Below are 25,577 nucleotides of genomic sequence, written 5' to 3' on the forward strand. Positions count from 1 at the left end.
GCGCTCTGAGACAACGCGCGCTGAGACGGCGCGCTCTGAGACAACGCGCTCTGGGGCGACGCGCGCAGGATCGCGTGGTCCCGGTCAGCCCCCGGTGATCGAGTTGAGGCGCTCGACCGCCTCGACGTACTCGTCGATGAGGTCGAAGACGACCTGGGCGGCGGGCGTGACCCGGTTCATCGAGCCGACGATCTGCCCGACCGGAAAGGTGACCAGTTCGCCGTCGCCGGAGCGGGCGATGCGCGGCAGCGCGTCCGCGATCAGCATGAACTGCATCGGCATCGGCAGGCAGCCCGGGGACTGCTCGCTCTCCCAGGCGTCCGTCCACGCGGTCCTGAGGAAGCGGGCGGGCTTGCCCGTCCAGGCGCGGGACCGGACGGTGTCGCGGGAGGTGGCCCCGAGCAGCTTGGGGAGGGCGCGCTCGGGGGTGTCCGCCTCGTCCACCGTCAGCCAGATCGAGCCGGTCCAGACCCCCTCGGCGCCGAGCGCGAGGCCCGCGGCCATCTGCCGGCCCCGGCCGATGCCGCCCGCCGCGAGGACGATGGTCCCGGCGCCGACCGCGTCCACGACCTCGGGGACGAGGACCATCGTGGCGACGTCGCCGGTGTGCCCGCCGGCCTCGGTGCCCTGCGCGACGATGATGTCGACGCCCACCTCCACCTGCTTGCGGGCGTGCCGGGCGGTGGAGACGAGGCCCGCGACCTTGACGCCGTGCGCGTGTGCCCGGGCGACGACGTCGGCCGGGGGCGGGCCGAGCGCGTTGGCCAGCAGCGCGATGGGGTGGCCGAGCGCGACCTCGACCTGGGGACGTGCGGTCTGGTCCGTCCAGCCGAGCAGTGCCCGGCCGGCGCTCCCGGTGGACGGCTCGACACCGTGTTCGGCGAGCAGGTCCGCCAGGAACCGGCGATGTCCGGCGGGGATCATGCCCTGGAGCCTGCCGAGCAGTTCATCGGCGTCACCAAGGTCGGCGCCCTCGTAGGCGGCGGGCATCACGACGTCCACGCCGTAGGGTCGGCCGCCGACGTGCGTGTCGATCCACGTGAGCTCCCGTTCGAGTTCTTCGGGGGTGAAGTAGAGGGCGCCGAGGACGCCCATGCCGCCGGCGCGGCTCACGGCCGCGACCACATCGCGGCAGTGGCTGAACGCGAAGATCGGGTACTCGATGCCGAACAGTTCGGTGACTCGTGTCCGCACAGCCCCGACCCTAGGCGCGTCCGAACAGAACTGCAACAGGTTCTAGTTAGGGGTTAGCTCGCCTCAGGATGGAGGTAATCCAAGTGTGGCTAGAACAGGTATCAGGGACGGTACGTCAGCCGCGACGGGTGGAACGCGGCTCCGGACGCCGGGGCTGCGCTGGCGCCGGGGACGGCCCGGACCCCGGCTTCGGCGACAGGGCCATGTCACCGAACCTGCCGTCCGGACGGCGCGGCGTCTCGGGCGGCGGCGGGGCTCCACGGCCGAAGCCGAGGACGCTCCCGACCAGCAGCATCATCAGGGCGCCGAGGACGGCCGCGCCCGGGATGTAGACGCGCACCAGGCCGATCTGGAGCGCGGCGCCGTTCGCCATGTCGACCAAGCCCCGCTGGTCTTTCGGGACGGTGACGAGGTCGGCCTGCGCGACGACCATCCTGCCCTTGCCGTCCGGCGTCCGGACGGTGCTGCGGATGTTCTCGCGGTGCTTGACCGGGATGCCCGTGCGCGGGTCGACCCAGACGGTGTTGTACGCCTCGGTGTAGCGGTCGACCTTCCGGTCCTTGCTCTTGTCGCCCAACCCGAGCAGCCTCCCGGGAATCCGGGTGTCGAGCGCGGCGGTCCTGGTCAGCGGGATGTGCTGGGTGAAGCGGTAGGCCGTGAGGCCCTGCACCTCCTCGACCCCGTTGAAGCGCATCGGAGCCGGCTGCTTGGTCGTCATGTCGAAGAACGGGTAGTCGCGCTTCTGCACGTCGGCGAGCGGGAACAGCAGGCCGTAACCCGACATCTTCACGGTGTTGTCGCCGTCGACGTTGGCGCCGCAGCAGGTGACCAGCTCGGCGGTCCGCCGGTCGAAGGCGATGCGGTAGCCCTGGATCTGGATGGGCTTGTCCGGGTCGGACTTGTCGTAGATGTTGGTCGTGGAGTCCCAGACTGCCACGTTGTCGTTGCCCTCGTTGGCGCGGACGTCACCACGGACGGTGTTGATCGCCGTGAGGCTGACACCGTTCTTGAGCTTCAGCGTCGCGGCGTCGAAGTAGGCGGCGTTCGTCGCCTCAAGGCGGGTGAGCTGGTAGCGGTTCAGCGGCGCCACGACCACCCGGTCGGCCACGTAGAACCGGACCAGAGGCGCGAGCGAGAGGAAGAAGGCGCCCAAGGCGATCAGGATCAGGCCGACCGGTCGCCGCATGAACACCTCCGGGCTGCCGATGTCGCGCGGCCGGGGGCCACGTCCAGCCGGGTTACCCTACAGTACCTTTCGCACCGCCCGTCCAATAGCGATTCGCCCCAGGCGACGCAGGGGATGTACCGGCCGGTAAGCTCCGGCGTGCGTTTCCTCCCGTCTCTGCTCTTCTCTGCCCGTCTCTGCTCTTCTCTGCTCGCGACCCCGGTGAGGTGGCCATGGCCTCGGCGCCCCTTGTTCCGCACGGGCGCGTGCCCGAGGAGCGCGGGTCGCGGCACCGGGCGACGCTGGCGCGGTCGGTACGCCTGCTCAGCGCGTTCCGCCGCGAACAACAGGACCCTGCGTACTTCTACGATTTGATGGCCAGCGACACCGTCGCGCAACTCGGCGACTACACCACTCTCGACGGTGCGACCGTGGTGGATGTGGGCACCGGAGCCGGCTTCTTTGCGCGCGCACTGACGGCGGCAGGTGCGCGTTGTGTCGGCATCGACCACGATCTCTCCGAACTGACCGCACACGGGACGCCGTCGACAGGAACCCTGGTGGCCAGTGCCCTGGCCCTTCCCTTCCGGACGGGCTCGGCCGATGTCTGCTTCTCGTCCAACGTGCTGGAACACGTCCCCGACCCGTGGCGGATGGCCGCGGAGATGGTGCGGGTGACCCGGCGGGGCGGAACGGTGTTCCTGTCATTCACGAACTGGCTGTCCCCGTGGGGCGGCCACGAGACCTCCCCCTGGCATTACCTGGGCGGCGACAGGGCGGCACGCAGGTACGAGCGGCGCACGGGTAGTCCGCCCAAGAACAGGTATGGCCAGAGCCTGCACCCCGTTTCCGTGTCGGCCGCGCTCTCCTGGGCGCGCGGACGCGACGACGTGCAGGTCCTGGACGCGGTGCCGCGCTACCACCCGCGCTGGGCCGGGGTAATCGTGCGGATTCCGGGCGTCAGAGAGTTCGCCACCTGGAACCTGGTGCTCGTCCTGCGCAAGACGGACGGGCCATGAACCCGGAGGCGCCGCCCATCTCCGGGCATCAGAACACCTTCGACGGGCTCCGCGCCGTGGCCGCGCTGGCGGTCCTGACATTCCATGTGGCCGGTTCGGCGGGCGCGACCCTCGACCCGTCCGGTGCGTGGTGGCTGTACAACGGCGGACAGATCGGGGTGCCGATCTTCTTCACGCTGTCGGGCCTGCTGCTCTACCGCCCCTGGGCTGCCGCCGCGCTGGACGGGCGGGCGGCCCCGAAGCCGCGCGAGTACGTCCGCAAGCGCGCGCTGCGCATCCTGCCCGCCTACTGGGTCATGATCGTCTGCTACCTGGCCACGGCCGGACGCGAGCACGTCGGTGACCCCGGCACGTGGGCCTCGCTGCTGACGCTCACGCAGACCTACCTGCCGAACCCGTGGTGGGACGGCGACCTCGGGCCCGCGCACCTCGGGCAGGTCTGGAGCCTCGTCGCCGAGGTCGGCTGGTACGCCACGCTGCCGCTCACCGCGGTGGTCCTCGGCTGGTACGCGCGGCGCGCCGGCGGCGATGATGTCGGGGTGCGGGCGCGGCGGCTGCTGTGCGGGATCGGCGCGTACGCGGCGCTGTCGCTGCCCTACACGGCGGCGATGTTCGTCCACGGCACGCATCCGCGGATGGGGCTGTGGCCGCCGCGGTTCTTCGCATGGTTCGCGATCGGGATGGCGCTCGCCGTGCTGACGGTGTGGGCTCGGCTGGACGAGCGGCGGCCGGTGGCGGCGCTGTGCCGGGCCGTCGCGGACTCGTGGGCGGCGTGCTGGGCGGGTGCGGCGGCGCTGTACGTGGTCGTGTCCACGCCGGTGACGGGGCCGGTCAGCCTCCAGACGCCGGACGCGTTCTGGACGTCGCTGTTCGACCTCGTCCTGAGCGGGCTGTGCGCGGCGGCGCTGGTCGCGCCGGTGGCGCTGGCCCCGGCGGGGCATCCGGCGCTGGAGGCGATCCTCGGCAACCCGGTGATGCGGTTCCTCGGCCGGATCTCCTATGGCCTGTTCCTGTGGCAGACGCTGATCATCGTCAGCTGGTACTCGGCGGCGGACCGGGTGTTCCGGGGGGACGTGGCGACGGATCTGCCGCTGATGGCGGCGGCGTCCATCGCAGCGGCGACGCTGAGCTACTACCTGGTGGAGCGGCCGGTGCAGGGCCTGGCCCGCCGCCGTTCTCCCCGCGGCTCGGCGACGTCGCCGGCCGAGGCCCCGGCGGCCCCGACGGCTCCGCCGACTTCGACGGCTTCGACGGCTTCGTCCAATTGAGTTCGATCCTGCCGGTGGCGCCGCCTGAGGATGGGCGGGGTCGCCATAGCTCGGCGGCGATCCGCCCGGCGACGGCAAGGCCGAGTAGTTGGGGCGCGATGTCGCCGAGCACGCCGGACGGCGCGGCGGGGTTGCCGAGCACGCCCAGCCGCGCGCCCGCCGCGAGGCAGCCCGCTCCGGCGGTCAGGGCGAGCGCGGCCGTCCAGGGCGAGGCCAGGGCCCGCGCGGCGCGGGACCGGCGGGTGCGCGCCCAGCCGCAGCCCGCCGCGACCGCGATCGTGACGGCGAGCCCGGCCGGTCCGGCGATCCAGCCGCCGAGGACGGCGGCGAGCGCGATGGCCGCCCACGCGGGCCAGCCCGTCCCGGCGACGAGGGCGCGCGGGCGGGGGCCGCGCCGCGCGCCCGGCCGGACGGCGGCGACCAGCAGGACCACCAGCAGGGCGAGTCCGGCGGCGACCGCGGCGCGCTGCGAGCGGTCGGGCCCGTAGGTGAGCCGGACGACGCCCTTGGTCCCGGCGGGTACCACCCAGCCCTGCTTCCACCCGTCGAGCCGGACGGCCCGCAGTTCGGTGCCGCCGACGCTGGCGCGCCATCCGGCGTTGTAGTTCTCGTTCACCATGAGGAAGGACGGCTCGGCGGCGTCCACGTCGAGCGTGCGTGTTCCGGGGCCCCATTCCCGCACGGTCACCGGCCGCGGGCCGCCGGTCTCCTGACGACCCGCGCTCTCCTGACGACCCGCGCTCTCCTGGCGGCCCGTGGTCTCCGGGCGGCCGGTATCGCCGGCGGTGACGGTCTCGACGCGGTAGGAGTCGAGCGGGACGGCCGTCAGCTGGTTCGCCCCGGCGGCGAGGCGCACCTCGCGGCAGGCCGCGAACCGTAGCGGGCTCCCGGTGAGCAGGTCGCCGAGCGTGCCGCTGACCTTGGTCTCGACGGCCCTCCCCCCGATCCGCAGCTTGGGCCCGAACCCGCAGGGAAGCTGGAGCGGGGAGGTCCGGACATCACGGAACGGACGGACGCCGGGGACGGTGACGTCCGCCAGCTGTACCGGCTGGAGCCGCGCGTCCTTGCGAAGGGTGAGGGTGAGACGGTCGGTGGTCAGCGGCGCGAAGGCCAGCCTTCCCCGCGCGTCCGACAGGACCTCGCGGGTCGCGCCGCCCCGCCCTTCGACGCGGACCCGGACCGGGCCCGACGCCCCCGGCGGGCGGCTCAGCGTCAGCGCGGAGACGCGCCTGCGGCCTTTCCATAGGACGGTGAACGCGGGCGCGGTGTCCTGCTCCGCGGCGATCCAGGCCGTGGCGGGGTCCCCGTCGAACGCCGATCTCGGCTGGTCGGCCGGGTGGGGGGAGAGGGTGGACGTCGCGGTGACGGTCGGCTGCCCCTTGACCGCCGTGTACCGCTCGATCAGCCGCCGATCGGTGAGCACGGCCGTTCCGGTGAGGGGCACGCGGCCGGGCGCCGCGGCCGTGAACGTCCGGTCGAAGCCGTACCCCTCCTCGTCCCGGGTACCGAGGGACGGCGAGCACACCCAGCGCAGGCTGCCCTTCATGCAGTCGGACGCGGTGCCGGGCATGCGGCTCATCGCGTACGTCGCGGGCCCGTCCAGCCCGGCGGGCGCGGGCAGCGTGTAGGTGCGGGACGGGCGCACGCCGCCGATGGACAGCTCGGCGATCCCGGCGCGGGTGAGCGCGGGCACGGCGGGCACGGAGGCGACACCGAGGACGCGTATCCGCAGCCAGCGCGTCGGGCCGTCCGGTGCGCGAAGCGGCTGCGCGGTCGGGATCGGCTGGACGGCCTGCTCCAGCCTGCCCCGCTCGGTCTCCACGGCCACGCGCGACACGGCCGGTCCGGCGGTGGGGTCCTGGACGAACGAGGCGGACAGGGCCGGCACGGCGCGAGGCCCGTCGAGGTCGACGCGCAGCCACTGCCCGACCGGCCCCTCCCAGCCGCCGGTCTGCCAGGACGTGGACGGGTCGCCGTCCAGCGCCGCGAACGGGATGGCGCCGGGATCGCGCCCCTGCGGGATCGCGTCGTCGCCGCCGCGCGAGGTGGACGCGGTCACGTCGCGGACGCCACCGCCATAGGTGGCGTGGGTGGTGTAGCGGTCCCAGCCGTCGTCGAGCACGTCGGCGGCGCGGGGCGCACCGCCCGGGGCGAGGGTGGCACCGCCGGAGGCGAGGGTCGGGGAGGTCTGGTGCAGTTCCCCGAAGTTGCGGCGCAGCAACCGGGGCGAGTCGGTCACGACCGGCGCCCCCCGCAGGTCGGGCGCATCGTCGTTGAGCAGGACGGGTCCGGCCGGGAGCGCGCCGTCGTCGGCCATCGCCAGCAGCGACTCCGGCCCCCCGTAGACGCGCACCGGACGGGACGCGGCGGCGAGGCCCGCGACGGCCACCGCGCCGTCCACCTCGTAGACCTCCAGGGCCGGGTACCGCTGGTCCACCGCCGACACGGCGTCGTCGACGAGGTCGCCGCCGACCGGAGGGCCGAACGCGGCGGCACGGCGCAGGCCGGGCGACCCGTCCAGCGCCTGGTGCAGCCGCGCCGGCAGGCCACCGCGCAGCGTCTCCCGCCGCAGGTCATTGCGGACCAGGACGTAGCGGACGCCCATCCGGCCGAGGAACCGGGCGAGGCCCGGCGAGGCCTGTCCCGAGCGGACCTGCTGCTCGACCGCGTCCAGCGCCCGCGTGTAGCCGGGCGACCCGGCCGGGACGAGCTGCCGGACGCCCCACCGGGCCGTGAGCAGCGGCTGGACGATGTCGTCCATCGGACGGCCCCACAGGTACTCCCCGAACGGCGCCCCGGGGACGGCCAGCACGCCCTGGTGCCCGGCCCGCGCGTTCAGCCACGACGCCGCGTCCCGCCAGTAGCGGGGCACCTGCTTGAAGTCGCCCGGCCCGGACAGCCCGTGCGAGACCGCCGTCGCGCCGATCCCGCCGAGCGCGATGACCGCGACCGCCGGGACGCTCACCAGGGCGCCCCATGCCCGTCCGACGACGCGCCTGTCCGACACGGCCGGCAGGTGCGCCAGGCCGAGCGTCAGCGGGAGCCGGACGACCACGTCGAACTTGTGCAGGTTGCGCAGCGGCGCGAGCGGGCCGTCCAGCAGGTCGCGCAGCTGCGAGGCGAACGGGCCGGGGAGGTCGCTGAGGTGGCCCGTCGACACGATCGCCAGCCCGGCCAGCAGCGTCACCAGCAGGAACGTCCGCTCGGGGAGCAGCCGTCCGAGCAGCCCGGCGAGGCCGAGGGCCGCGACCGCGCCCGTGCACAGGACGGGCAGCGGGCTCAGCGACAGCCCGTGCCCGACCGGCCACCAGACCTGCCCGTCCACGACCAGGTAGTTGACCCAGCGTTCCGCGCCGCGCAGCACGTTGACCAGGCCGGTGGGCCCGGTCGTCGTCGACGCCTTCTCGGTGTAGGTCAGCCAGGAGAACCCGTACGTCCCGGTGAGCAGCAGCGGGACGAGCCACCACGCGGTCGCCGCGCCCACCGCCGCCGACCACCACGCCAGCAGCCGGAGCCGCAACGCCCCGCGCGGCCGCGTCGCCAGGTACAGCAGCGGCACGACCAGGACGGCGATGGTCGCCGTGGCGTTGATGCCGCCGCAGCAGGCGACGGCCAGCCCCGACCGGGCCGCCGCCCGCACCCGCCCGGTCTCGCCCGACGCCGCCGCCACCAGCGGGAGAACGATCCATGGCAGCATCGCGACGGGCAGGTACTCCGAGGAGATCTGGCCGAGCGTCGCCAGCCCGTTCGGCGCCAGCGTGTACGCCATCGCGGCCACCGCGCGGGCGGTGGGGCCGCCCAGACCGAGCCGCCCGGCGAGCCGCCACGTGCCGGTGAACGCCAGGCACATCAGCAGCGACAGCCACAGCCGCTGGGTGATCCACGGCGGCAGCCCGGCCAGGTCGCCGAGCGCGTAGAAGGGCCCCATCGGGAACAGGTAGCCGACCGCCTGGTTCTGGAGCTGCCCGAACTGCTCGGGATCCCACAGGTGCAGCGCCCGCCCGAGAAAGCCGAGCGGGTTCACCGCCATGTCGATCTTGGTGTCGGCGAGGATGGCGCCCGGACGGCTGCCGAACGCCAGCGCCACCAGCGCCAGGCAGCAGGCGGTCACGCGGAGCCGCTCGCGCAGCCGCCCGGCCGCCTCCGCGCCGTCCGGGAATGTGCTCACGGGCCTGGTCGGAGGTCCGGTCGGAGGTCTGGTCGGCCAGCTGGTCGGGGCGGGCTCGCGGGGCGCGCCGACGCGTGGCCGGTCGGCCTCTCCCACGGCCATCTCGCCCCAGCCCCCTTCCCTCGCGCCGGCTTCCCTCGCGCCGTGTTCCTTCGCGCTGTCTTTCCTCGCGCCCTGTCCGTCGGCCCTGTTCCGTCAATCCCTGTTCCGTCAATCCCTGTTCCGTCAGGCCCTGTTCCGTCAGGCCCGTCCCCGATGCCCGACGGCGCCCGCGAGGAGCCCCGCCATCCGCCCGGTGGTCCGCTCCCAGTCGAACTCCGCCGCCCACGCGCGGCACGCCGCCGCGACCCTCGCGCGCCGCACCGGGTCGGAAAGCTCCTTCAGAGCACGCTCGGTGATCTCCGTCGTGTCCTCGTCCGCGCTGGTCAGCCAGCCGGTGACGCCGTCGCGGACGGCGTCGCGCAGCCCGTCCACATTACGCGCGACGGTCGGCACGCCGAGCGCGGCGGCCTCGATCACGCTGAGCCCCCAGCCCTCCCCCTGGGACGTACTGAGATGCAGGTCGGCGCGGGCGACGAGGGCGGTCTTGACCCCCTCGGGGACATAGCCGTGAGCGATCACCGTACCGTCGAGCCCGCGCCCGGCGATCCCGTCCGCGAGCGCGGCCGCCTCCGGCCCGTCCCCGATGACGTGCAGCGTGAGACCGGGATGGCGCTCGGCCAGCCGCTCGGCGAGGTCGAGGAGGAGATCGAGACGCTTGTGCGGGACGAGCCGCGTCACGCAGACCAGTTCCGGATCACCCACCGGCCCCAGCGCGGACCCGTCGGCGCTTGCCGGAGGCAGGGAGCCGTTGGGGATGACATAGGCGGGACCTGTCCACGCCAGCCTTTCGCGGACGGCCCGCAACGTGGACGGGGAGACGACCACGTACGCGTGCCGCCGGTACGTCCAGCGGCTGACCGGTCCTTCCAGCTTTTGCCCGAGCCAGGCCAGCCAGGACGGAAAGTAAAGACCGAACTGCGTGTCGTGCACGTGGTGGATCACGCAGAACACCGGCACCCGGCGGGGCAGGACCCACGGGCTGAAGAACGGGATGCCGTTCTGGCAGTCGATGACCGCGTCGAACGACCGGCGGCGCACGAGCATCCACACCAGCACCAGCGGGTAGACGGTGAAACGTCCGCCCAGGCGGATGAACGTCACGCCCTCGATCCGGTCCCGGCGTTTCTGCCCCGGCGCCTTGCACGTCACGTAGCGGACGTGCGCACCGCGCTCCGCCAGCCTGCGCGCCAGTTCCCAGGCATAGCGTTCGGCACCGCCGGCCGCCGGATGCCACGGATCGCGCCAGTTGACGACCGCCAGCCGGAGGCCCGTCACAGCGGCGTCACCGGCCTGGGCGCACGCGCTCATCCCGGTCCGGCGCTCGACGTGGAAGGAAGGTTGTCCTCGGGCAGAGCGACCGGATCCGGAACCGGATCGGCGGCAGCGGCCACATCGGAGACCGTCACGGGGACCGGACCGGCGCGTCCGGCGCGTGCGCGAATGAAGGCCAGGTCGATGAAGCACTGCAACGAGTGCCGCCGTACCGAGAACGTCGATCCCGGACGGTCACGCCAGACCACGGGGATGTCCGTCACCGTCGCGCCGCGCCGGACGCAGTGCGCGAGGAGTTCGACGTCGAAGGAGAACCCGGTGGTGCGCAGGTCGGCCGCCGCCGCGCGGCCCAGCGGGCCGGCGAAGAACTTGAACCCGCACTGGGTGTCGGTGAGGCCGCCCGCGATGTCGCGGACGATCCGGTTGAAGGTGAGGGCACCGAGCCGCCGGACGGGCAGCGCGTAGCCCTCGACGACCGACCGACCGTGGCGCCTTGACCCCACCACGACCGGGCGGCCCTCACGCAGCAGGACGAGCGCGTCGTCCAGCGCGGCGAGGTCGGTGGCCATGTCCGCGTCCATGAAACCGATGTACGGAGCGGACGTCGCGAGGAGGCCGGTGCGGACGGCCGCGCCCTTACCTCGACGCTCGCAGCGCAGGAGCCGTACGGGGACAGGGCCGCGCCAGGAACGGACCATCTCCGCCGTCCCGTCGGTGCTGGCATTGTCCACGACGAGGATCTGCGCGCGCGCCGGAAGTCCGGCGAGTTTGTCGCTGAGCAGGCCCAGCCCCCGCGGAAGCCGACCGGCCTCGTTGTACGCGGGGACGACGATCTCCAGGGGAGCGGGGCCGTTACGCCGTGGCCCCATCAGGACGCGCGGTCAGCGGGAGCCGTAGTTGTACAACGGCTTGATGACGGGGTCCTTCTGGGAGGCACTGGCGAGCTGTACTGCACCGAGGGAGGCACCGGTGGCCAGCAGGACACCGATCAGAGCAGCGATGGCGATACGCATCAGTTGACCCTTCGACGGGAGTTGTGGGGGTGGATACCGCCGAGTAATGAGAGGCTCAGAGTAGTCCTTGAGGCCAGGGTTGACCAGAAAACGAGAATGCATACGGCAGCCCACACAACCACCACCGGCACCACTGGCACCCGCTGTTCCGGGTCAGGGCGCGCCCCGTCGATCCGGTAGACGGCCAGGTCAGCGCCCCGCAGTACCTCCACCCCGCCGGACGGGGCATTGGCAGTCAGCGCGGCGTCCACCACGACGTACCGGACGCCGGCATCGCGCAGTGTCGCGGCGGGCGGTGCCCCCGTCGCCGCGATCCGTCCCAGCCGGACGGCCCGAGGGTCCTCCGTCGCGACGGTCGTGCCCGCCCTCCCGGCCACGGTGACGGCATCGTTCACGATCACGCGCCGGTGCAGGTAGCGCGGCAGCGGGTCGAGGACGCGGCGGCCGTGGTTCCAGGGGTAGCTGCGGTAGGCCGCCCACGGCAACACCAGCACGTCACCGGGTGCGCGGTCACCGTCGATGATCTGCCGCGCGTGCGCCCAGTCCGCCGGGTACCGGACGGCCCGCAACTCCCCGGCTGCGCCCCACGCCAGCGTCGGCAGCAGGAGCAGCGGCGCGAGGACGGCCGCCGGGGCGACCATCGGCAGCCGCGCCTCCGCAGCCCGGTCGGCGGCCATCCCGAGGCCCACCGCGACCACGACGGCCAGTGGTGCCACGTACTGCTGCCCGTCGCGCAGTACGGCGAACCCCGCCCACAGGTCGATCAGCCCTTCGAGCACACCGCCCGCCATCACTGCCAAACCCGCCACGCCGAACCCCACCAGACCCGCCGCCCCCAACCCCATGCCTCTGCCCGTTCTCAGGTAGGCGGCGAGGGCCACACCGATCAGGAGGAGCCAGATGGTCGCGGTCACGGGAGCGCCATAACCGGCCGGGACGGTCTCGCCGTTCCAGACACCGCCCAGCGACAGGAGGCTGCCCAGGGCTCCGAACGGGGTGTCGGCGCGGGCCGCGAACGCCGCCACGGCCCCGCCGTCCTCGGGCATCCCGGCCGGACGCAGCAGCCCCGGCACCAGCCACGACAGGCTTAGGCCCACCACGGCCGCGACCACCCGAACCCCTGCCTTCGCCCTGCCCGCCCACCTGCTCGTGCTCGTGCCCGTGCCCGTGCTCGTGCCCGCCTCCGCGCCCGCGCCGGTGACCATGGCCACGGTCAGGGCGGCGAGAGCGGAGACGGTCAGCGCCGCGAAACCGCCGATCGCCGCCGGGATCAGGGCGCGGACGAGACGGCGCCCGCCGCGGGGCTCATCGGTCCGGGCCGCCGCCGCCATCACCCAGGGCAGCGCGGCGTAGCCGAGCAGGAGTGCCCACTGGCCGAGCAGCAACCGTTCCGCGACGAACGGGTTCCACGCGTAGCAGACCCCGGCGGCCAGGCGGGGCAGGAGGCGGCGGGACGGGACGAGCGACGCCGCCGCCGTGCACGCCATCACGAAGATCGCCAGCAGGACGAGCTTCTGGACCGCGTCCGCCGGGACGACCGTCGCGAGCGCCGTGACGAACGCGTCGCTCGGCACGTGCCGCGGGACGGTCCCGGTCAGCCCGAACGTCATCGGGGTGAACGCCGGATCGGGCACGAACACCATGTCGTACGACAGGACGAAGCCGGGCGCGAGCCCGGGCCCCAGGGCCGCGAGCCCGAGACCCAGCCCGGTCAGCGCGGGCACCAGATGCCGCGTCCGGTCGTTCGAGGGGGTTCGCCCGTCCATCGCGCTTGGACGCTACCTGACGGGTTCGGGTCATCGCGCGGGAGACGAGATGGCCGTCAGGCGGCGACCTTCAGCCGCTTGAGGAACAGGTCGAGGTCCGGCCACACCTTCTTGTGGGTGTTGGGCAGCGACGCGAACACCACGGCCGGCGCCGGACGGCCCGTGTCGATCACGGCGGTGGCGACGATCTCGCCCGTGGCGCGGACCCCGCTGCGCTTGTAGGTGAGGTACGAGGCGATCAGCCAGCCCCTGTGCCCGTCCACGGTCAGTGACTCCGAGGCCAGCGGCACCGACCGGTGCGGGAACCCGTAGTACTGCGCGACGAACCCCTTCGCGGCCAGCCCGGTGACGTTCTTCACGCTCTCCGGCCCCTGGTAGGAGCTCTGGAGCGACGGGAGCAGCGAGCCGGTGAGGAACTGCCCGTACCAGAGCCGCCCCGGGTGCCGCTCGGTCACCAGGACCTGCTGCCCGGACCAGCCCGGCGTGCCGAGCTTGTTCTGCTTCGTCGGGATCTGCCAGGGCGCCGCGAACCGGGGCCACGACAGCCCCGAACGGGCGTCGGTCACCTGTCCGAGCACCCGGCTCGGACGGCCCGCGAACGTGCGGAGCGGCCGGTCGGGCGGCAGCTTCGCCTGCGACGCCCGCGGGGACCGCGGCTGCTGCGGCTGCGCGGACGCGGACGCGGATCGGCCCGGCTTGTCCTCGTTGGACTTCTCCTCGCCGCCGCGCCCCTTCAGCAGGTAGACACCACCGGCCGCGACCAGCGCGACCACCAGCAGGCCCACCCCGCCGAACAGCACCAGCCGGGTCCGCCCGCCGCCGTCGTCCAGCTCACCGCGGGCGGGCTTCGGCGAGCCGCCGAGCTTGGCGTCCGCGGCCTCCTCGTCGGCCATCCAGTCCGGCATCTGCCAGTTGCCGCTGCTCGGCTTGCCGGGCTTGGCCGGGCCTGCGATCCCCGTGGGGACGGCCGGCTGGTAGCGCGAGTCGCCCTCGTCCTCGTCGAACAGCGACCCCTCCCAGTGGGGGGAATCGTCCTCCGGAACCGGCGCGACCCTCACGTCGTCCGCGCGGGGCGCGGGTGCCTCGGCGGCGACGGCCTCAGCGGGCTCGACCGGCGCGACGGCCCCGGCAGGCGCGACCGGCGCGGCAGGCTCGACAGGCGCGCCGGGCTCGGGCTCGGCGGATGCGGGCTCAGCTGGCTCAGCGGGCTCAGTCCGCTCGGGTTCGGGCTCGGGCCCGGTGCGCTCGGGGTCGGCGGCTACCGGCTCCGGCGCGGGGACCGGCGTCTCGACCTTGCCCCAGATATCGTGCGGCGCGACCGGCACCGGCTCGGAGAACTCGGTACGGCCGGTGTCACCCTCGCTCATTTCGGTCCAGCGCACACCGCGCTCCCCCTGATCGGACATGCGGCACACGTTACGCGAAGATCATCAATTGCGTCCGGACAGGTAATCACGCTCCGGACACAATGCCTCTCAACTCCCTGCCCGTCCCACGGCGCCCGTCCGTCACGGTCATCCCATGACGAGGCCGCCGTGCCCGTCCCGTGCCTCGTCCGCCAGGCGTTCGCGGGCCAGCAGCGTCCCGCCCGCGACCGCGCCCGGCATCGCCAGGACCGCGCCCAGCGGGATGAGGAACACCACGAACGTCGCGGCACCGAACCCCACGGCGAGCGGACGGTGCTGCTTCAGCAGCGCGAACCGCTCCCGCCGCCGCAGCCCGCGCCGCTCCAGCGCGACGGACGTCAACTCGCCCGCGAGGAAGTAGCCGGACACGCACGCCGCGATCACCGGCACGACCGTCTGCCCCACCACCGGCAGGAACCCGCACGCGAAGAAGACCACCGCGAACGCCAGCGCGATCAGCAGGAGGAGCACCCCGTCCATGATCGCCCGCCCGATCTGGACGAGCAGCGGGACGTCCGGCTCCGGCGGCGCCCCGCCCTGCGACTCCTCCACCCGCACCGCGATCGCCTCATAGAACGGGTCGCCGACCAGCAGCGTCACGGCGGTGAAGGTGATGACCGCCAGGAACACCGACGCACCGTAGATCGCGAGCCCGGCGACGACTCGCGCCGACGTGCGCGGCGCGTCCGACCAGCCGTCGGCGAACGGCGTCACCCACCCGGCGAGGTCCTCGATGGCGAACGCCAGAGCCGTCAGCGCCGCGACGTACGCCACCAGCACGATCAGGGCGGGGATGAGGCCGAACAGCCACTGCGCGGGATGCCGGGCCGTCCACGCGATGCCGCGCATCAGGTAGCCGGCACCGTTGAACAGGTCCTTGAAGCCCGAGGGCCGGGGGGCGTCCACTTCGTTCACACGGCCCACGCTATCGGGACGGCAGCCCCACGAGGCGGGCCGAACGCTCCCAGACCGCCCGTCCGAGCTCCGGATCCTTCAGCGCCCCGACTCTCGGCAGCAGCCCGGCCCCCGGCGTCGAACTGTAGAAGCCGCCACTGCACGTCTCGTACTGCGGCTCCGTCGCGAGCCGCAACGCCATGCGCGCGCCCTGCGCCGGCGTCCGCAGGACGGGCGTCCGCGCCAGCAGCGCTCCCAGCCGCTCGGTGCCCCACACGTCTCGCGCGAGGCCCGTCGCGACGACGCCGGGGCACATCGCGTTCGCGGTGACCCCGCTGCCCTCCATCCGCCGCGCCAACTCCTGCGTGAACAGGATGTTCAGCAGCTTCGACCGCCCATACACGCGCATCGCCCCCGCCGCCCGATACGAACCCGGCTCCGCCAGCCGTTCCACGTCCAGCCGCCCGGCCTGCCGGTGCGCCTCGGACGCCACGACCACCACCCGCGACGGCGCGCCCTTCTCCAGCGCCCCCAGCAGCAGGTTCGTGAGCAGGAACGGCCCCAGGTGGTTCGTCGCGATCATGCGGTCGTGACCGTCGGCGCTGGTCTTGGCCCGCAGCAACTGCACTCCCGCGTTGTTGACCAGCACGTCCAGCCGGTCGAACCGCTCCAGCAGCGACGCGGCGACCCGGCGCACGTCCAGCTGCACCGACAGGTCGCCGATGAACGTCTCGACCCGCGCCCCCCGCACGCCGCGCGTCAGCTCGTCCACCGTCGCCTTCGCGCGCAGCTCGTTCCGGCACACGATCCCCACGTGGAATCCCCGCCGCACCAGCCCCCGGGCGATCTCCTTCCCGATCCCGGACGTCCCGCCGGTCACGATGGCGATCTGGGTCGGACGCGATCGGCAAGTACTCACTGATCGAGCATCTCACTGCCCGAGCAGAGACCGGACCCGGACCCAGGCCATCAGCAGCAGCCGCTTCCACTCCGGGTACAGCAGCCGGACGAACACCTCTTCCCTGACCTCCCTGACGCCTTGGCGGCGCGGCCCCGCATCCGCCCACCGCCGGACGATGTCCAGCACGACCATCCGGCGTTTCAGATCAGCGACCTGCGGAGCGGACGCCGCCTGTGCCACCTGCTCGGGCGCCTGCGCGATCATCGCGACGATCCGCTTGCGCATCCGAGGGTGCGCCGCTGCCGCGTCCAGCCACAGCCCGAACGCCATCTCGAACTCCGGGTACGCGCCGGGCGACGCCGCCTCCGCGCCCACCGCCACACCCCACGCGGGCGCGCACAGCATCGGGTCGATGGCGTCCTTACCAGTGAGAATGACCGGAATTCCCTCCGCGGTGACCTCACCGGTCAGCATGAGGAAGATGGCTGTTCCCACCGCCGCCGAAGACGGGTTGGGGTGTCCCGCCCACGTCAGCGCCGCCCGCAGGACGTACGGCCGGTACCCGCCGGCGGCCAGCCGCCGCGCCGCGTCCAGCAGCAGCGGATGCATGTGCCCACCGCAGGCCGCGAGCTGCTCCATCACCTCCAGCACGCTCCGCAGCCGCGTCCCGTCCGGGACGGGCTGCATGCGCATCTCCCCCACCTGCTGCCCCGCCTGTTGCCGCACGGGAAGCGGCCGGTCGTGCTCGGCGAGCATGACCCGGAGCGCCACCCGGGCCCGGTGGAACATGTCCCGCTTGGAGGACAGGTGCACGGCGGACCGGCACCAGGTGAGCACGGTCTGGAAGACCTTCCCGGGGTGGAGCTCGGCGAGCGCCCGCACCACCTCGTACACCTCGTCCTGGACCTGCTCGTCCCCGTATGTGCCGAGGTGCTTGAGCCGTGTCAGCGCGATCGAGGTGTGGGTCTCCCCGAGCACCTGGCAGACCCGCACCACCGTCAGCTTCAGCGTCTGCGACGTCCGCCGCTCGGTGGACCACGCGTAGAGCTGCCGCCGGACGCGTCCCCCGACCCGCTGGTGCAGGCACGTCCTGGCGAGCGCGACATAGGAGAGGTCCGCGGAGTGGTGCACCGACGCCCACTCCGCCGCCTTCCGCAGGATCTTCTCCACCGCCTCGTGCTCGGCCGCGAGATCGGCGAACACCGCGACGAGCTTGTGCCGGAGCCCCTGCCTTAACTCCACCACCTCATCGGTGGGAAGCTCCGAGAGCCACGACAGCAGATCCATCCGCGCGAGCGGGTAGTCGTCCCAGACGTGCTGGAGCACCGAGTCCGCGTAGCCCTGCCGCCGGAAGACGATCAGGTCGTCGACCCGGTCGGCGCCGAGCAGCTCGCTCAGCCCGGTGGACGGGCACCACGCGAGCCCCCCGCCCTCCATCTTGATCTTGAGCTGGCGTGACAGGGACATCGCCGCCCCGTACACGCTCGTCTCGTCCGCGGGCGCGATCGTCGCGGCGGCGATCATCAACGTCTGGTTCCGCAGGTCCCCGTTGGCCCCGAACCAGCCGCGCAGATGCTCGTCCCAGCCCCGGTAGGCCAGCTCCACCTCGCGCTCGTCGCCCCCCGCCGCGACGAGGTCGGCGAGGCGGCGCGCGTCGCCGGGCGTCGCGTCCTTCAGCAGCTCCGCCGCCCGCGGCCACTCCGGCCAGCCGCGCCCGACGCCGCGACGGGCGAGCCGCGTCCGGTAGACGGCGTCGGGCGCCGGCGGGTACACCGCCAGAACCGGCAGGAAGTCGGAGAACTCCCGCTGCTCCACCGGCGTCCCCACCACGAGCAGGAACCCGCCCGACGCGTGCACCGCCTCCAGGCAGGACCGCAGCCGCGACGCGTCCTCGTCACCCGCGCGGACGAGGTACCCGCACGGCTTGGCGGCGGCGATCTCCTCCACGTCGTCCTCGTCGGTGGAGAACAGCCGGATCGGCAGCTCCGGGCGCAGCCACCGCAGAGCCGCGACGGCCGTCGTCGTGACCCCCATCCCGGCCACGCCGGCGACCGCGACCGCGTGGTGCCGGTCGAGCGCGCCGACGATCTCCTCATGGTTGAGGGCGGGCACGTAGCCCGCGACCCGGTCGGCGATCTCCCCCTCGGACAGCACCATCGACGGCCGCCCCCGGACGAACTGGAGCTGCGTCTGGATGAGGTCACCCGAGACCGTGTTACCGATCGCGTTCTGCCCGTCCCCGGTGACGGTCACATCGTCGAACTCCGTCATCAGCGCCCCTGGTGGAAGTCGCCGCCGACCGTGTTCCCGATGGCGTTCTGGCCGTCGCCGCTGATGGTGATGCCGCTGATCGACGGCCCGGCCTGCGCGGGCGGCGGGACGGGCGCGCGCCCGGGCTCGGGCTCGGGACTCGCCGGAAGCGGCTCGGTGACCCGCGACGGCTCGGGCACGTACAGGTAGGCGGGCCGCTCGAACTGCTTCACCTTGATCGGCACCTCGCTGAACTGGCTCTCGCGCAGCCCGGTCCTGCCGCCCGCGACATAGACGCTGAACAGCTCCGCCGACAGCAGGAACGCCGCGAACGTGACCTCCGGGTCGCTGCCGGTCAACGCGTCCCGCAGCGGCTGCCCCTCCACGAGCCGGTTGACGTCGACGGTCGCGGTGGAGATGCCCGCCGCGCCCGGTCGCTCGTCGTCCACGAGCCCGACGTGCAGCGCCACCCGCAGCCGCAGCCGCATCCCCCGCGCGCGCAGCTTCGGCGCGGACGCGGCCAGCTCGTCCTGGAGCTTGCGCGGGAACGGCTCGACCAGCCGCGACACCGCCTCATGCGGCAGCACCGCCAGGACACCGTCGCCGGTGCTCTGCACGAACCGGGCGGCCTTCCAGGTGTCACCGAGCCCGCTCTCCTCGAAGGCCACCGCGAGCACGCGCCGGATCTCCAGGTGCAGGCGCGGCAGCTGCACATCGCTGTGCGCGCTGAACTTCTCGGCGTCGACGACGAGCAGGGCGCGAAAGGATTCCATAGGTGCTTCTCTCCAAGGGATCGACAGATCCCACCAACCCTGGAGAAAGCTGGCCGCCTTCTGTGTCTGAAATCAGACAGACCCGTGTCCCGATTCGGCCAGTGCCCGCAGGCCGGGCAGGTCCACGATGACGATCCGGCGCCGCGCGGTCATGACCAGCCCCCGCTCGCGCAGCCGCGCCAGCTCGGCGGCGACCACGCTCCGCGACAGCCCCACGGCCTGCCCGATCTCCGTCTGCCCGAGCCCCACGTCCACCGGGTCACCCGTCGCCGCCACGGCCAGCCGCACCAACGCCCGCGCCACCCTCGGCCCGGCGGGCAGCGCGGCGGTCTCGGCCCGCCACGTCTCCCCTTCGCGGATACGCCGCAGGGCCCGCCGCAGCAGCTCGTCCCGTACCCCGGCCGACTGCGTCAGCAACCGGAACCGCTCAGCGGTCACGACCCGCGCGACGCACGCATCGACGGCCACCACCGTCGCGGACCGGTCGTCCTCACCGAGCACCGCCATCTCGCCGAGCAGCTCACCCGGCCCGCGGACGGCCAGCAGCAGCACCTCGCCCTTCGGCAGCGTGAGCGAGACCTTGACCCGCCCCGACACCAGGAGGAGGACATGGGTCGGCGGATCGCCCTGCCGGAGCACGACCTCCCCGGCCCCGAACCGCCGCTCGCTCCCCGCCGAGACGAGCCGCTCCCACACGCGCCCCGAGACGTCCACACCTCTGTCTCCCACACCAGCCCTCGTTACGCCCCAAGAACCGAAAGAGACATCTGGCGGTTCCTACTGATCCGTTGACGAGGCACTCCCCTTCACAAGCCGCAAAACCTCGGTCATCGCGTCCAGCACGGGCGCGCTCGGCGCCCCGGGGCGGCCGCCGCACCACGAGCTCGATCACAGCGAACTTGGCCGCCGCCCGGACGTCGGGCCTGCCGCAACAGGTGGAGACGCAACTCGTTCTCGTCGACGTCCAGCCCGATGGATGCGAGCACCTGTGCGTCAGAGTCGCTCGAAACGGAAGGGGGCGAGGGTGTCGGTGTGGTCCTCGCCGAGGGCCTCGCCCGCGACCAGGTCGCCGGCGTGCACGCACAGGGTCGCGCCGCTGTGGGAGACGGCGAAGTGGAAGTTGGGGAGTTCGGCCACCCGCCCCAGCACCGGCAGGCCGTCGCCGGGAATGGGCCGCTCGCCCACCCGGACGCTCTCCACCGTCGCGGACCGGATCGCCGGGTAGATCGCGCGACCCGCCTCCATGACCTCCTCGACCGCCGATGGCTCGACGCTGATCTCGCCGTTGGCGGACACCCGCACGGCATCGTCGATCTCGGCCGTGTGCAGCAGCAGCCGTCCGGCACCGTCCGGGCGCAGGTGAACGCGCGGGGCGTGGACGACGCAGGACACCGACACTGCGACGGGCGAGGTGTAGATGAGCACGCCGCGGGTGTTGCGCATCGGCAACTCCAGTCCGGCCAGCTCGGCGATCCGGCCCGCCTGCGGGCCGGCACAGTTCACGACCGCGTCCGCGGGCAGCCGCCGCCCCGAGGCGAGCCGGACGGCGCGCACCTTGCCGGCGGCCACCTCCACGTCGGTGACGGCGACGTTCCGCACCAGCTCGGCCCCGCTGGACACCGCGCTCGCCAGCAGGTGGCCGACCAGGCGAGCCGGCTCGATCCAGCCTTCGCGCGGGAAGAAGGCGATCTCGTCCGGTAGCTGCGCCGGGTCGATGTCCGGTTCGAGGTCGAGCGCCTCCGCGCGGGTGAGCCAGTGCGCCTGGTATCCGTAGTCGAGGACGCCGTCGACCTTTTCACGCAGTTTCGCGCTGCCGGCGTCGTCGTCGGCCCATTCGAGGTTTCCACCCTCGTGGTACCAGTCGGCGCGTGGACGCACGGCCGCCAGCCTCCGGTGGGCCTCCATGCTCGCGACATTGAGGTCGTGGTAGGCCCGCGGCTTCTTCCCGCAGGAATTGGTCCAGGAGAATGTCGCACCGGAGGTGCCGCTCGCGGGCGCACCGGCGTCCACGACCACCACGCGGGCGCCTCGCCGCGCCAAGGAGTCGCTCACCGCCGCGCCGTAGACCCCGGCCCCCACGACCACAACGGTTTCGACCCTGTTTTCAAGCATGCCGATCACCCCGTCCCCGGACCGGCCACCCGTGGCACGAGTGGACCGTTTCCAAACCATCGTGTGGTGACGGGCACGTGTTGCAAGATGCAGGGGGTCGTGCCCGAATCCGGTCACACGTCTCTGGTCGACCAGGCCCGTCGGCTGACCGAGAAGGCCACCGATGGCGCCGGGGCGTTCAGCTGATGTCGCTCGGGGCCGGGCCGTCCGGGGGTGCGGGGTCGTTCTTTGCAGAGCCCCGGAGCCGGGATTTGACGGCCTCGGCGGTTTGCGGGTCCAGTGGAGGACCTGCTTCGCCTTGCTCGGCTGAGGGGGGTCGGCGTTGCCGTTCCAAGGCGCTCACCAGCAGTGCTTCTGTGACGACGGTCTTGCGACGGGCGGCGCCGATGGCAGCGGTTATGACGGACAACTTGATGTCGCGGCCACTGACGCCATCGATGCTCGCCAAACGGTCGATGGAGAGTTCCGGGTCGACGGGCAGGCCCGGGACCAGATGGGCTTCCCAGATCCTGCGACGGGTCGGAAGGTCGGGGAGCGTGAACTCGATATTGAGCAGACGGGACTCCATCGCCGTGTCGTAGCTGTGCGGAAGGTTGCTCGCGAAGATCGCCAGACCGTCGAAGGCGTCCAGCGCCATGAGCAGTTCGGTGCGCATGGAGTTGATGGCGCTTTCGGCGGCCTGCTCGGGCTGGGCGAACCGGCGGGACAGCAGGGACTCCGCCTCGTCGATGAAGACGATGGCGTCCTGCTCCTTCGCCGAGTCGAAGAGCGCGACGATGTTCTTGGGGCCGTCGCCGTGGTACTTGCTTTCCAGCTCCGAGAGCCGGCTGAGCAGGATCTTCTTTCCGAGGCGGCTCGCCGCGGCGTGCGCCGCCATCGTCTTGCCGGTACCGGGCGGGCCGCGGAAGTTCACCGCGACCGAGGGGTGCGGCTCGATCGCGCGGAGCCCCCAGGTGTCGAACACCAGCGGGGCGACCTCGACGAAGGCGATGCAGTCGAGCAGCCGTTCCTCGATTTCCCTGGTGAGCAGCAGCTTGTCGAAGGTGTGGAGCGGGTCCGTCGCGATGAAGCGGGGGCCCTGCCGCGCCGAGACCGCGTCCGGGCCGGGCGGCCGCACCTCACCGTAACTGGCCACAAGCTGAAATGAGCCTGGCCGTTGCCTTTGCGTGAAGGCCCCGATGAGGCTGTGCATGCGCGTTCTCAGGAGGTCCACTTCTTCCTTGGGGACACCTGGAATCACGCCTTCGAGACTCAGTCTCTTCGTGTCGTTCCTGGAACTGAACAATGATCATTCCCCTGTTATCATCGAAGGCGTTGTTCAGGGAATGGTCCGGGCTTTCGGCAGGGCACGAGACCGTCACTGGTAGATGACGAGCCCTTGTCCTTCCTCATGGTGCTGGACGATCGTCCTATCGGGCTTCCTGTTACTGGCCATGGCCCGAGCGTCGACGATCTCGTCGGCCTCTGGGTCGTAGAACCCCTGCACGATGCGGGTCTTCTCGGGCCGCTGGTCAAAGATGCCGCTCACCTCGACGTACTGCCGGTTGGCGATGCGCTCGGCGAGGGTGAACGCGATGACCTCGGAACTCTCCGCCTTGATGCGCCCCCGAGCACGGAACCACTGGGTGATCCTCTCGGCGGTGATCGCAAGGACGACCACCCCGAGTCCCCCGAAGAAGGCGATCGCCGCGGCGATCGTGAAGGGATCCATCGTCACACGTACCTTTCCGCGGTGCGAAATGCTCTTCTCGACGCGTCAGCGGCGTCTGCGGAACCACCCGGCGATCTGCTTGTCGTCGATCTCGTCATCGCGGCGTTTCGCCCACTGGACGAGCAGCCACAACACCAGGCAGGCGAACGTCAGGCCGACAAGGGTGCCGAGCAGAATCTTTATGGCCAGCAGCATGGCGTCCCTGTGCCTATCTGAAGATGACCAGATCCGAGTTTGTGAACTTGCCGGCCAGTTCGTCGTCGAGCGACCGGGCCACGATGGCCTTTCCGTGCGGACGGCCGTCCCCCTGCACGACGATCTGGTCCTTCCGGTCCAGGAACACCTGGAAGATCAGGTGCCCGCCCGGGTGCGGTCGGCGCAAAAGGGCCCCCGCGGTGATGCTGGGGTCGCCCGGGTGATCCCGGGAGAAGGAGCGCACGGCATCGGCGAAGGTGAAGAGCGATATCTCGATGGGCTTGCCCGCCTTGCTCACTTTGGGAAAGATGCGATCAAGCTCTTCGGCAATCGTGACCAGCGCCCCCGGTATGGCACTGATCACATCGCTTCCGAGAACGCCCTCGGGGCCCGCCTCGGCCCGGCTCTCATCTCCGGAATCGCCCCGCCCGGTACGTCTGATCATTTTACCTCCCCACAGCAAATGATCCGCTGAAGGCAAAGTAGCCCACTTTTACGACCACTCACCTCCCGGCACCCCGATTGACCAATGACCGAATGCGGCCTAGATCAGAAATTTGCCCCATTCACCAAGTTTCGGTCATCCCCTAATCTGGGAAAGTGCCCGCTACACTCAGACACGTGCGCGGACGCTGCGGTCGGCTCTGGCCGCCGTTGGCAGGCGAGCCACCAGGGCGGATTAACGAGCGAGCGGCGTGCGTTGCGGCTACACGGACCAAACCCCGACGAAAGAGGACCCATGCTGTTCGGTGACGAGCATGTGCGCCGCTACGAGGAGACCAACGGTGAGGTCGGACACGACTGGGAGAAGGGTGCGCCCATCCTCATCCTGACCACCAAGGGCCGCAAGACCGGCGAGGACCGCAAGTTCGCGTTGATCTACCAGGAGCACGAGGGCAACTACGTCATCGTGGCGTCCAAGGGGGGTGCTCCCGTTCACCCGGGCTGGTACCTGAACCTGCAGGCCGACCCCGAGGTGCGGGTCCAGGTGAAGGCCGACAAGTTCACCGCGCGGGCGCGCACCGCCGACGGCGCCGAGCGAGCCGAGTTGTGGACGAAGATGGCCGCCGTGTGGCCGGACTACGACGAGTACCAGAAGAAGACCGACCGCGAGATCCCGGTAGTCGTGCTGGAACGGGTCTGACGCACCGGACGGGTGATCGCGGATAATGGCCGCGATCACCCCGATCGTCCCTGCACGCCCTGGTCCATGCCCCCGCGTGATGGCGCCCTGCGCCTGGCCGGAGTGCGGCCGCTGGTGTTGGAGCGGCATCCGAGGCTCCGACAGCCCCCGAAGACCAACGGTCTCGGCGGCCAGATCCTGCAACTCCTGCGCTACCGCGGCCTGCTGGACCGGTTCGAGGCGGCCAGCACCGGACCCAGCCACCCCGCTCCCCGCTACCCGTTCGGCAGTGTGCATCCGGACTTCTCCCACCATCCACCGGTGGCGGTACCGCTCGGCCTGCCGAGCCTCGCCGACCGCCCGGACCTGCGGGCGATCGCCCGGGACTGGCGGCGCCGCGTCGACATCCACACGGCCAAGGCCGATCACCGGCCGGCCGACGCCCTACTGATCCGCCCGGACGCCCACATCGCCTGGGCCGCCACCATCGGCGAACCCGCCGAAACCGCCGCTCCCGCACTGCGCGAAGCGCGTTCTCACTGGTTCGGTCCTGCGGACGGCAGTGCGCGTCCCCGGCCGAACTCTTGATCAGCCGGCCGGACACCACCGCGCCGCACCGTCGGGTCCGCGGGGCGAACGTCCGAGCCCTGCGCGAAGGTCAGCGCTGGAAACGCCAGCGGGTCGCGCCGTAGGGCTCTGCCGTGGCGACTCCCACGGCGGTCTCGAAGGTGAAACGGTAGAGGTACCAGGGCGGCGCGCCCGCGCTCGGCGCGCTGTAGGGAGCGGTGAACGCGTCGCCCTCGACCTCGGCGGGCCAGCCGCTCTCGCGGTAGCTGCTCGCGACCCTCTCCAGCGTCGCGGCGTCGGTGACCCTGGCCACCCTGCCTTCGAGGACCAGGTCGAGCCCCTCCAGCCGCACGGAGATCGTGCAGGACGGGTCGGCCGCCAGGTTGCGCGACTTGCGGGTGCCCGGCCCGCTGGTGAAATAGAGATCGTCATCGACCCACAGGGGACCGATCCCCGCGGAGTGCGGGCGGCCGTCCGGCCTGACCGTCGCGAGGAACGTCGGCGTGCTCATCTTGGGCAGGTCGGCCTCCAGCCGCTCGCGGGCCCTGCTCCAGGGCAGCGGCTCGTCGCCATAGCGGTTGAGGTTGATGGTCTGGACGGGCTCATGGCCGGTCATCGCGGCACCTCCGGTCACATCGTGGTGGAACCTATGACCTTCGCACGGACGGGAACTCATCG

The 25,577-nt window shown here is 72.1% G+C and carries 22 protein-coding genes and 1 pseudogene; 4 read left to right on the forward strand and 19 right to left on the reverse strand.

What is annotated here, in order from left to right:
* Window positions 1-84: 84 nt before the first annotated feature.
* Window positions 85-1,194 (reverse strand): NAD(P)H-dependent flavin oxidoreductase, encoded by a 1,110-nt coding sequence (locus AMA02S_RS07215; RefSeq protein WP_067453460.1) that lies wholly within the window; start codon window positions 1,192-1,194, stop codon window positions 85-87.
* A 115-nt stretch (window positions 1,195-1,309) separates the two neighbouring features.
* Complete coding sequence (gene pgfA, locus AMA02S_RS07220; RefSeq protein ID WP_067453462.1) at window positions 1,310-2,380, reverse strand: cell envelope lipid trafficking protein PgfA; 1,071 nt, start codon at window positions 2,378-2,380, stop codon at window positions 1,310-1,312.
* 212 nt (window positions 2,381-2,592) lie between these two features.
* Between pgfA and AMA02S_RS07225 the strand changes: the two genes are divergently transcribed.
* Both AMA02S_RS07225 and AMA02S_RS43990 read left to right on the forward strand, forming a co-directional pair.
* Window positions 2,593-3,378, forward strand: coding sequence for a class I SAM-dependent methyltransferase (locus AMA02S_RS07225; RefSeq protein WP_067453465.1), 786 nt, complete (start codon window positions 2,593-2,595; stop codon window positions 3,376-3,378).
* Window positions 3,375-4,646: an acyltransferase family protein gene (locus tag AMA02S_RS43990; RefSeq protein ID WP_067453467.1), complete on the forward strand. Its 1,272-nt coding sequence runs from the start codon at window positions 3,375-3,377 to the stop codon at window positions 4,644-4,646. Before AMA02S_RS07225 ends, AMA02S_RS43990 begins: the two co-directional genes overlap by 4 nt.
* A gap of 1,069 nt (window positions 4,647-5,715) precedes the next feature.
* On the opposite strand, the pseudogene AMA02S_RS43995 reads toward AMA02S_RS43990, so the two are convergent.
* From AMA02S_RS43995 to AMA02S_RS07295, 16 genes and pseudogenes are all read right to left on the reverse strand, one after another.
* Window positions 5,716-8,916 (reverse strand): annotated as a pseudogene (locus AMA02S_RS43995) (alpha-(1->3)-arabinofuranosyltransferase domain-containing protein); the annotation flags it as partial.
* A gap of 138 nt (window positions 8,917-9,054) precedes the next feature.
* Window positions 9,055-10,224, reverse strand: a complete 1,170-nt coding sequence (locus tag AMA02S_RS07235) for a glycosyltransferase family 4 protein (RefSeq protein ID WP_067453471.1) — start codon at window positions 10,222-10,224, stop codon at window positions 9,055-9,057.
* Window positions 10,221-11,057 carry a glycosyltransferase gene (locus tag AMA02S_RS07240; protein ID WP_084264775.1) on the reverse strand — a complete coding sequence of 279 codons (837 nt, stop codon included), beginning with the start codon at window positions 11,055-11,057 and terminating at the stop codon, window positions 10,221-10,223. Before AMA02S_RS07240 ends, AMA02S_RS07235 begins: the two co-directional genes overlap by 4 nt.
* Window positions 11,058-11,069: 12 nt before the next feature.
* The gene (locus AMA02S_RS44620) at window positions 11,070-11,201 is read right to left on the reverse strand and encodes a hypothetical protein (RefSeq protein WP_281181848.1); all 132 of its coding nucleotides are present in this window, start codon (window positions 11,199-11,201) and stop codon (window positions 11,070-11,072) included.
* Entirely contained in the window at window positions 11,201-12,967 is a 1,767-nt protein-coding gene (locus AMA02S_RS07245) for an MmpA family trehalose lipid delivery protein (protein WP_067453473.1), read from the reverse strand. Before AMA02S_RS07245 ends, AMA02S_RS44620 begins: the two co-directional genes overlap by 1 nt.
* Before the next feature lie 56 nt (window positions 12,968-13,023).
* The gene (locus tag AMA02S_RS07250; protein ID WP_067453476.1) at window positions 13,024-14,373 is read right to left on the reverse strand and encodes a flagellar basal body-associated FliL family protein; all 1,350 of its coding nucleotides are present in this window, start codon (window positions 14,371-14,373) and stop codon (window positions 13,024-13,026) included.
* A 108-nt stretch (window positions 14,374-14,481) separates the two neighbouring features.
* Complete coding sequence (locus AMA02S_RS07255) at window positions 14,482-15,288, reverse strand: EI24 domain-containing protein (protein WP_245667384.1); 807 nt, start codon at window positions 15,286-15,288, stop codon at window positions 14,482-14,484.
* A gap of 10 nt (window positions 15,289-15,298) precedes the next feature.
* The gene (locus tag AMA02S_RS07260; protein WP_067453478.1) at window positions 15,299-16,186 is read right to left on the reverse strand and encodes an SDR family NAD(P)-dependent oxidoreductase; all 888 of its coding nucleotides are present in this window, start codon (window positions 16,184-16,186) and stop codon (window positions 15,299-15,301) included.
* 12 nt (window positions 16,187-16,198) lie between these two features.
* The gene (locus AMA02S_RS07265; RefSeq protein WP_067453481.1) at window positions 16,199-18,439 is read right to left on the reverse strand and encodes a hypothetical protein; all 2,241 of its coding nucleotides are present in this window, start codon (window positions 18,437-18,439) and stop codon (window positions 16,199-16,201) included.
* Window positions 18,439-19,191, reverse strand: coding sequence for a hypothetical protein (locus AMA02S_RS07270; RefSeq protein ID WP_067453484.1), 753 nt, complete (start codon window positions 19,189-19,191; stop codon window positions 18,439-18,441). Before AMA02S_RS07270 ends, AMA02S_RS07265 begins: the two co-directional genes overlap by 1 nt.
* A gap of 72 nt (window positions 19,192-19,263) precedes the next feature.
* The gene (locus tag AMA02S_RS07275; protein WP_245667385.1) at window positions 19,264-19,920 is read right to left on the reverse strand and encodes a Crp/Fnr family transcriptional regulator; all 657 of its coding nucleotides are present in this window, start codon (window positions 19,918-19,920) and stop codon (window positions 19,264-19,266) included.
* A gap of 264 nt (window positions 19,921-20,184) precedes the next feature.
* Complete coding sequence (locus AMA02S_RS07280; RefSeq protein WP_067454019.1) at window positions 20,185-21,303, reverse strand: NAD(P)/FAD-dependent oxidoreductase; 1,119 nt, start codon at window positions 21,301-21,303, stop codon at window positions 20,185-20,187.
* A 178-nt stretch (window positions 21,304-21,481) separates the two neighbouring features.
* Window positions 21,482-22,438, reverse strand: coding sequence for an ATP-binding protein (locus AMA02S_RS07285; protein WP_169806790.1), 957 nt, complete (start codon window positions 22,436-22,438; stop codon window positions 21,482-21,484).
* Window positions 22,439-22,660: 222 nt separating this feature from the next.
* Window positions 22,661-23,014, reverse strand: a complete 354-nt coding sequence (locus tag AMA02S_RS07290; protein WP_157430439.1) for a hypothetical protein — start codon at window positions 23,012-23,014, stop codon at window positions 22,661-22,663.
* 45 nt (window positions 23,015-23,059) lie between these two features.
* On the reverse strand, window positions 23,060-23,209 hold the full coding sequence (locus AMA02S_RS41475) for a hypothetical protein (protein ID WP_157430440.1): 150 nt from the start codon (window positions 23,207-23,209) through the stop codon (window positions 23,060-23,062).
* A 13-nt stretch (window positions 23,210-23,222) separates the two neighbouring features.
* A complete protein-coding gene (locus AMA02S_RS07295) occupies window positions 23,223-23,573 on the reverse strand; it encodes a hypothetical protein (RefSeq protein ID WP_218004868.1) in 351 nt (116 codons plus the stop codon).
* Window positions 23,574-23,948: 375 nt separating this feature from the next.
* On the opposite strand from AMA02S_RS07295, the gene AMA02S_RS07300 reads away from it, so the two are divergent.
* Both AMA02S_RS07300 and AMA02S_RS43435 read left to right on the forward strand, forming a co-directional pair.
* Window positions 23,949-24,353 carry a nitroreductase family deazaflavin-dependent oxidoreductase gene (locus tag AMA02S_RS07300; RefSeq protein ID WP_067453499.1) on the forward strand — a complete coding sequence of 135 codons (405 nt, stop codon included), beginning with the start codon at window positions 23,949-23,951 and terminating at the stop codon, window positions 24,351-24,353.
* 66 nt (window positions 24,354-24,419) lie between these two features.
* Window positions 24,420-24,920, forward strand: a complete 501-nt coding sequence (locus AMA02S_RS43435; RefSeq protein WP_084264777.1) for an aromatic-ring hydroxylase C-terminal domain-containing protein — start codon at window positions 24,420-24,422, stop codon at window positions 24,918-24,920.
* Window positions 24,921-24,990: 70 nt separating this feature from the next.
* Here AMA02S_RS43435 and AMA02S_RS07310 read toward each other — a convergent pair whose 3' ends face one another.
* Window positions 24,991-25,515, reverse strand: coding sequence for a pyridoxamine 5'-phosphate oxidase family protein (locus tag AMA02S_RS07310; RefSeq protein WP_067453504.1), 525 nt, complete (start codon window positions 25,513-25,515; stop codon window positions 24,991-24,993).
* Between the last annotated feature and the right edge of the window lie 62 nt (window positions 25,516-25,577).

Source organism: Actinomadura macra NBRC 14102, from assembly GCF_001552215.1.
GTDB lineage: Bacteria > Actinomycetota > Actinomycetes > Streptosporangiales > Streptosporangiaceae > Spirillospora > Spirillospora macra.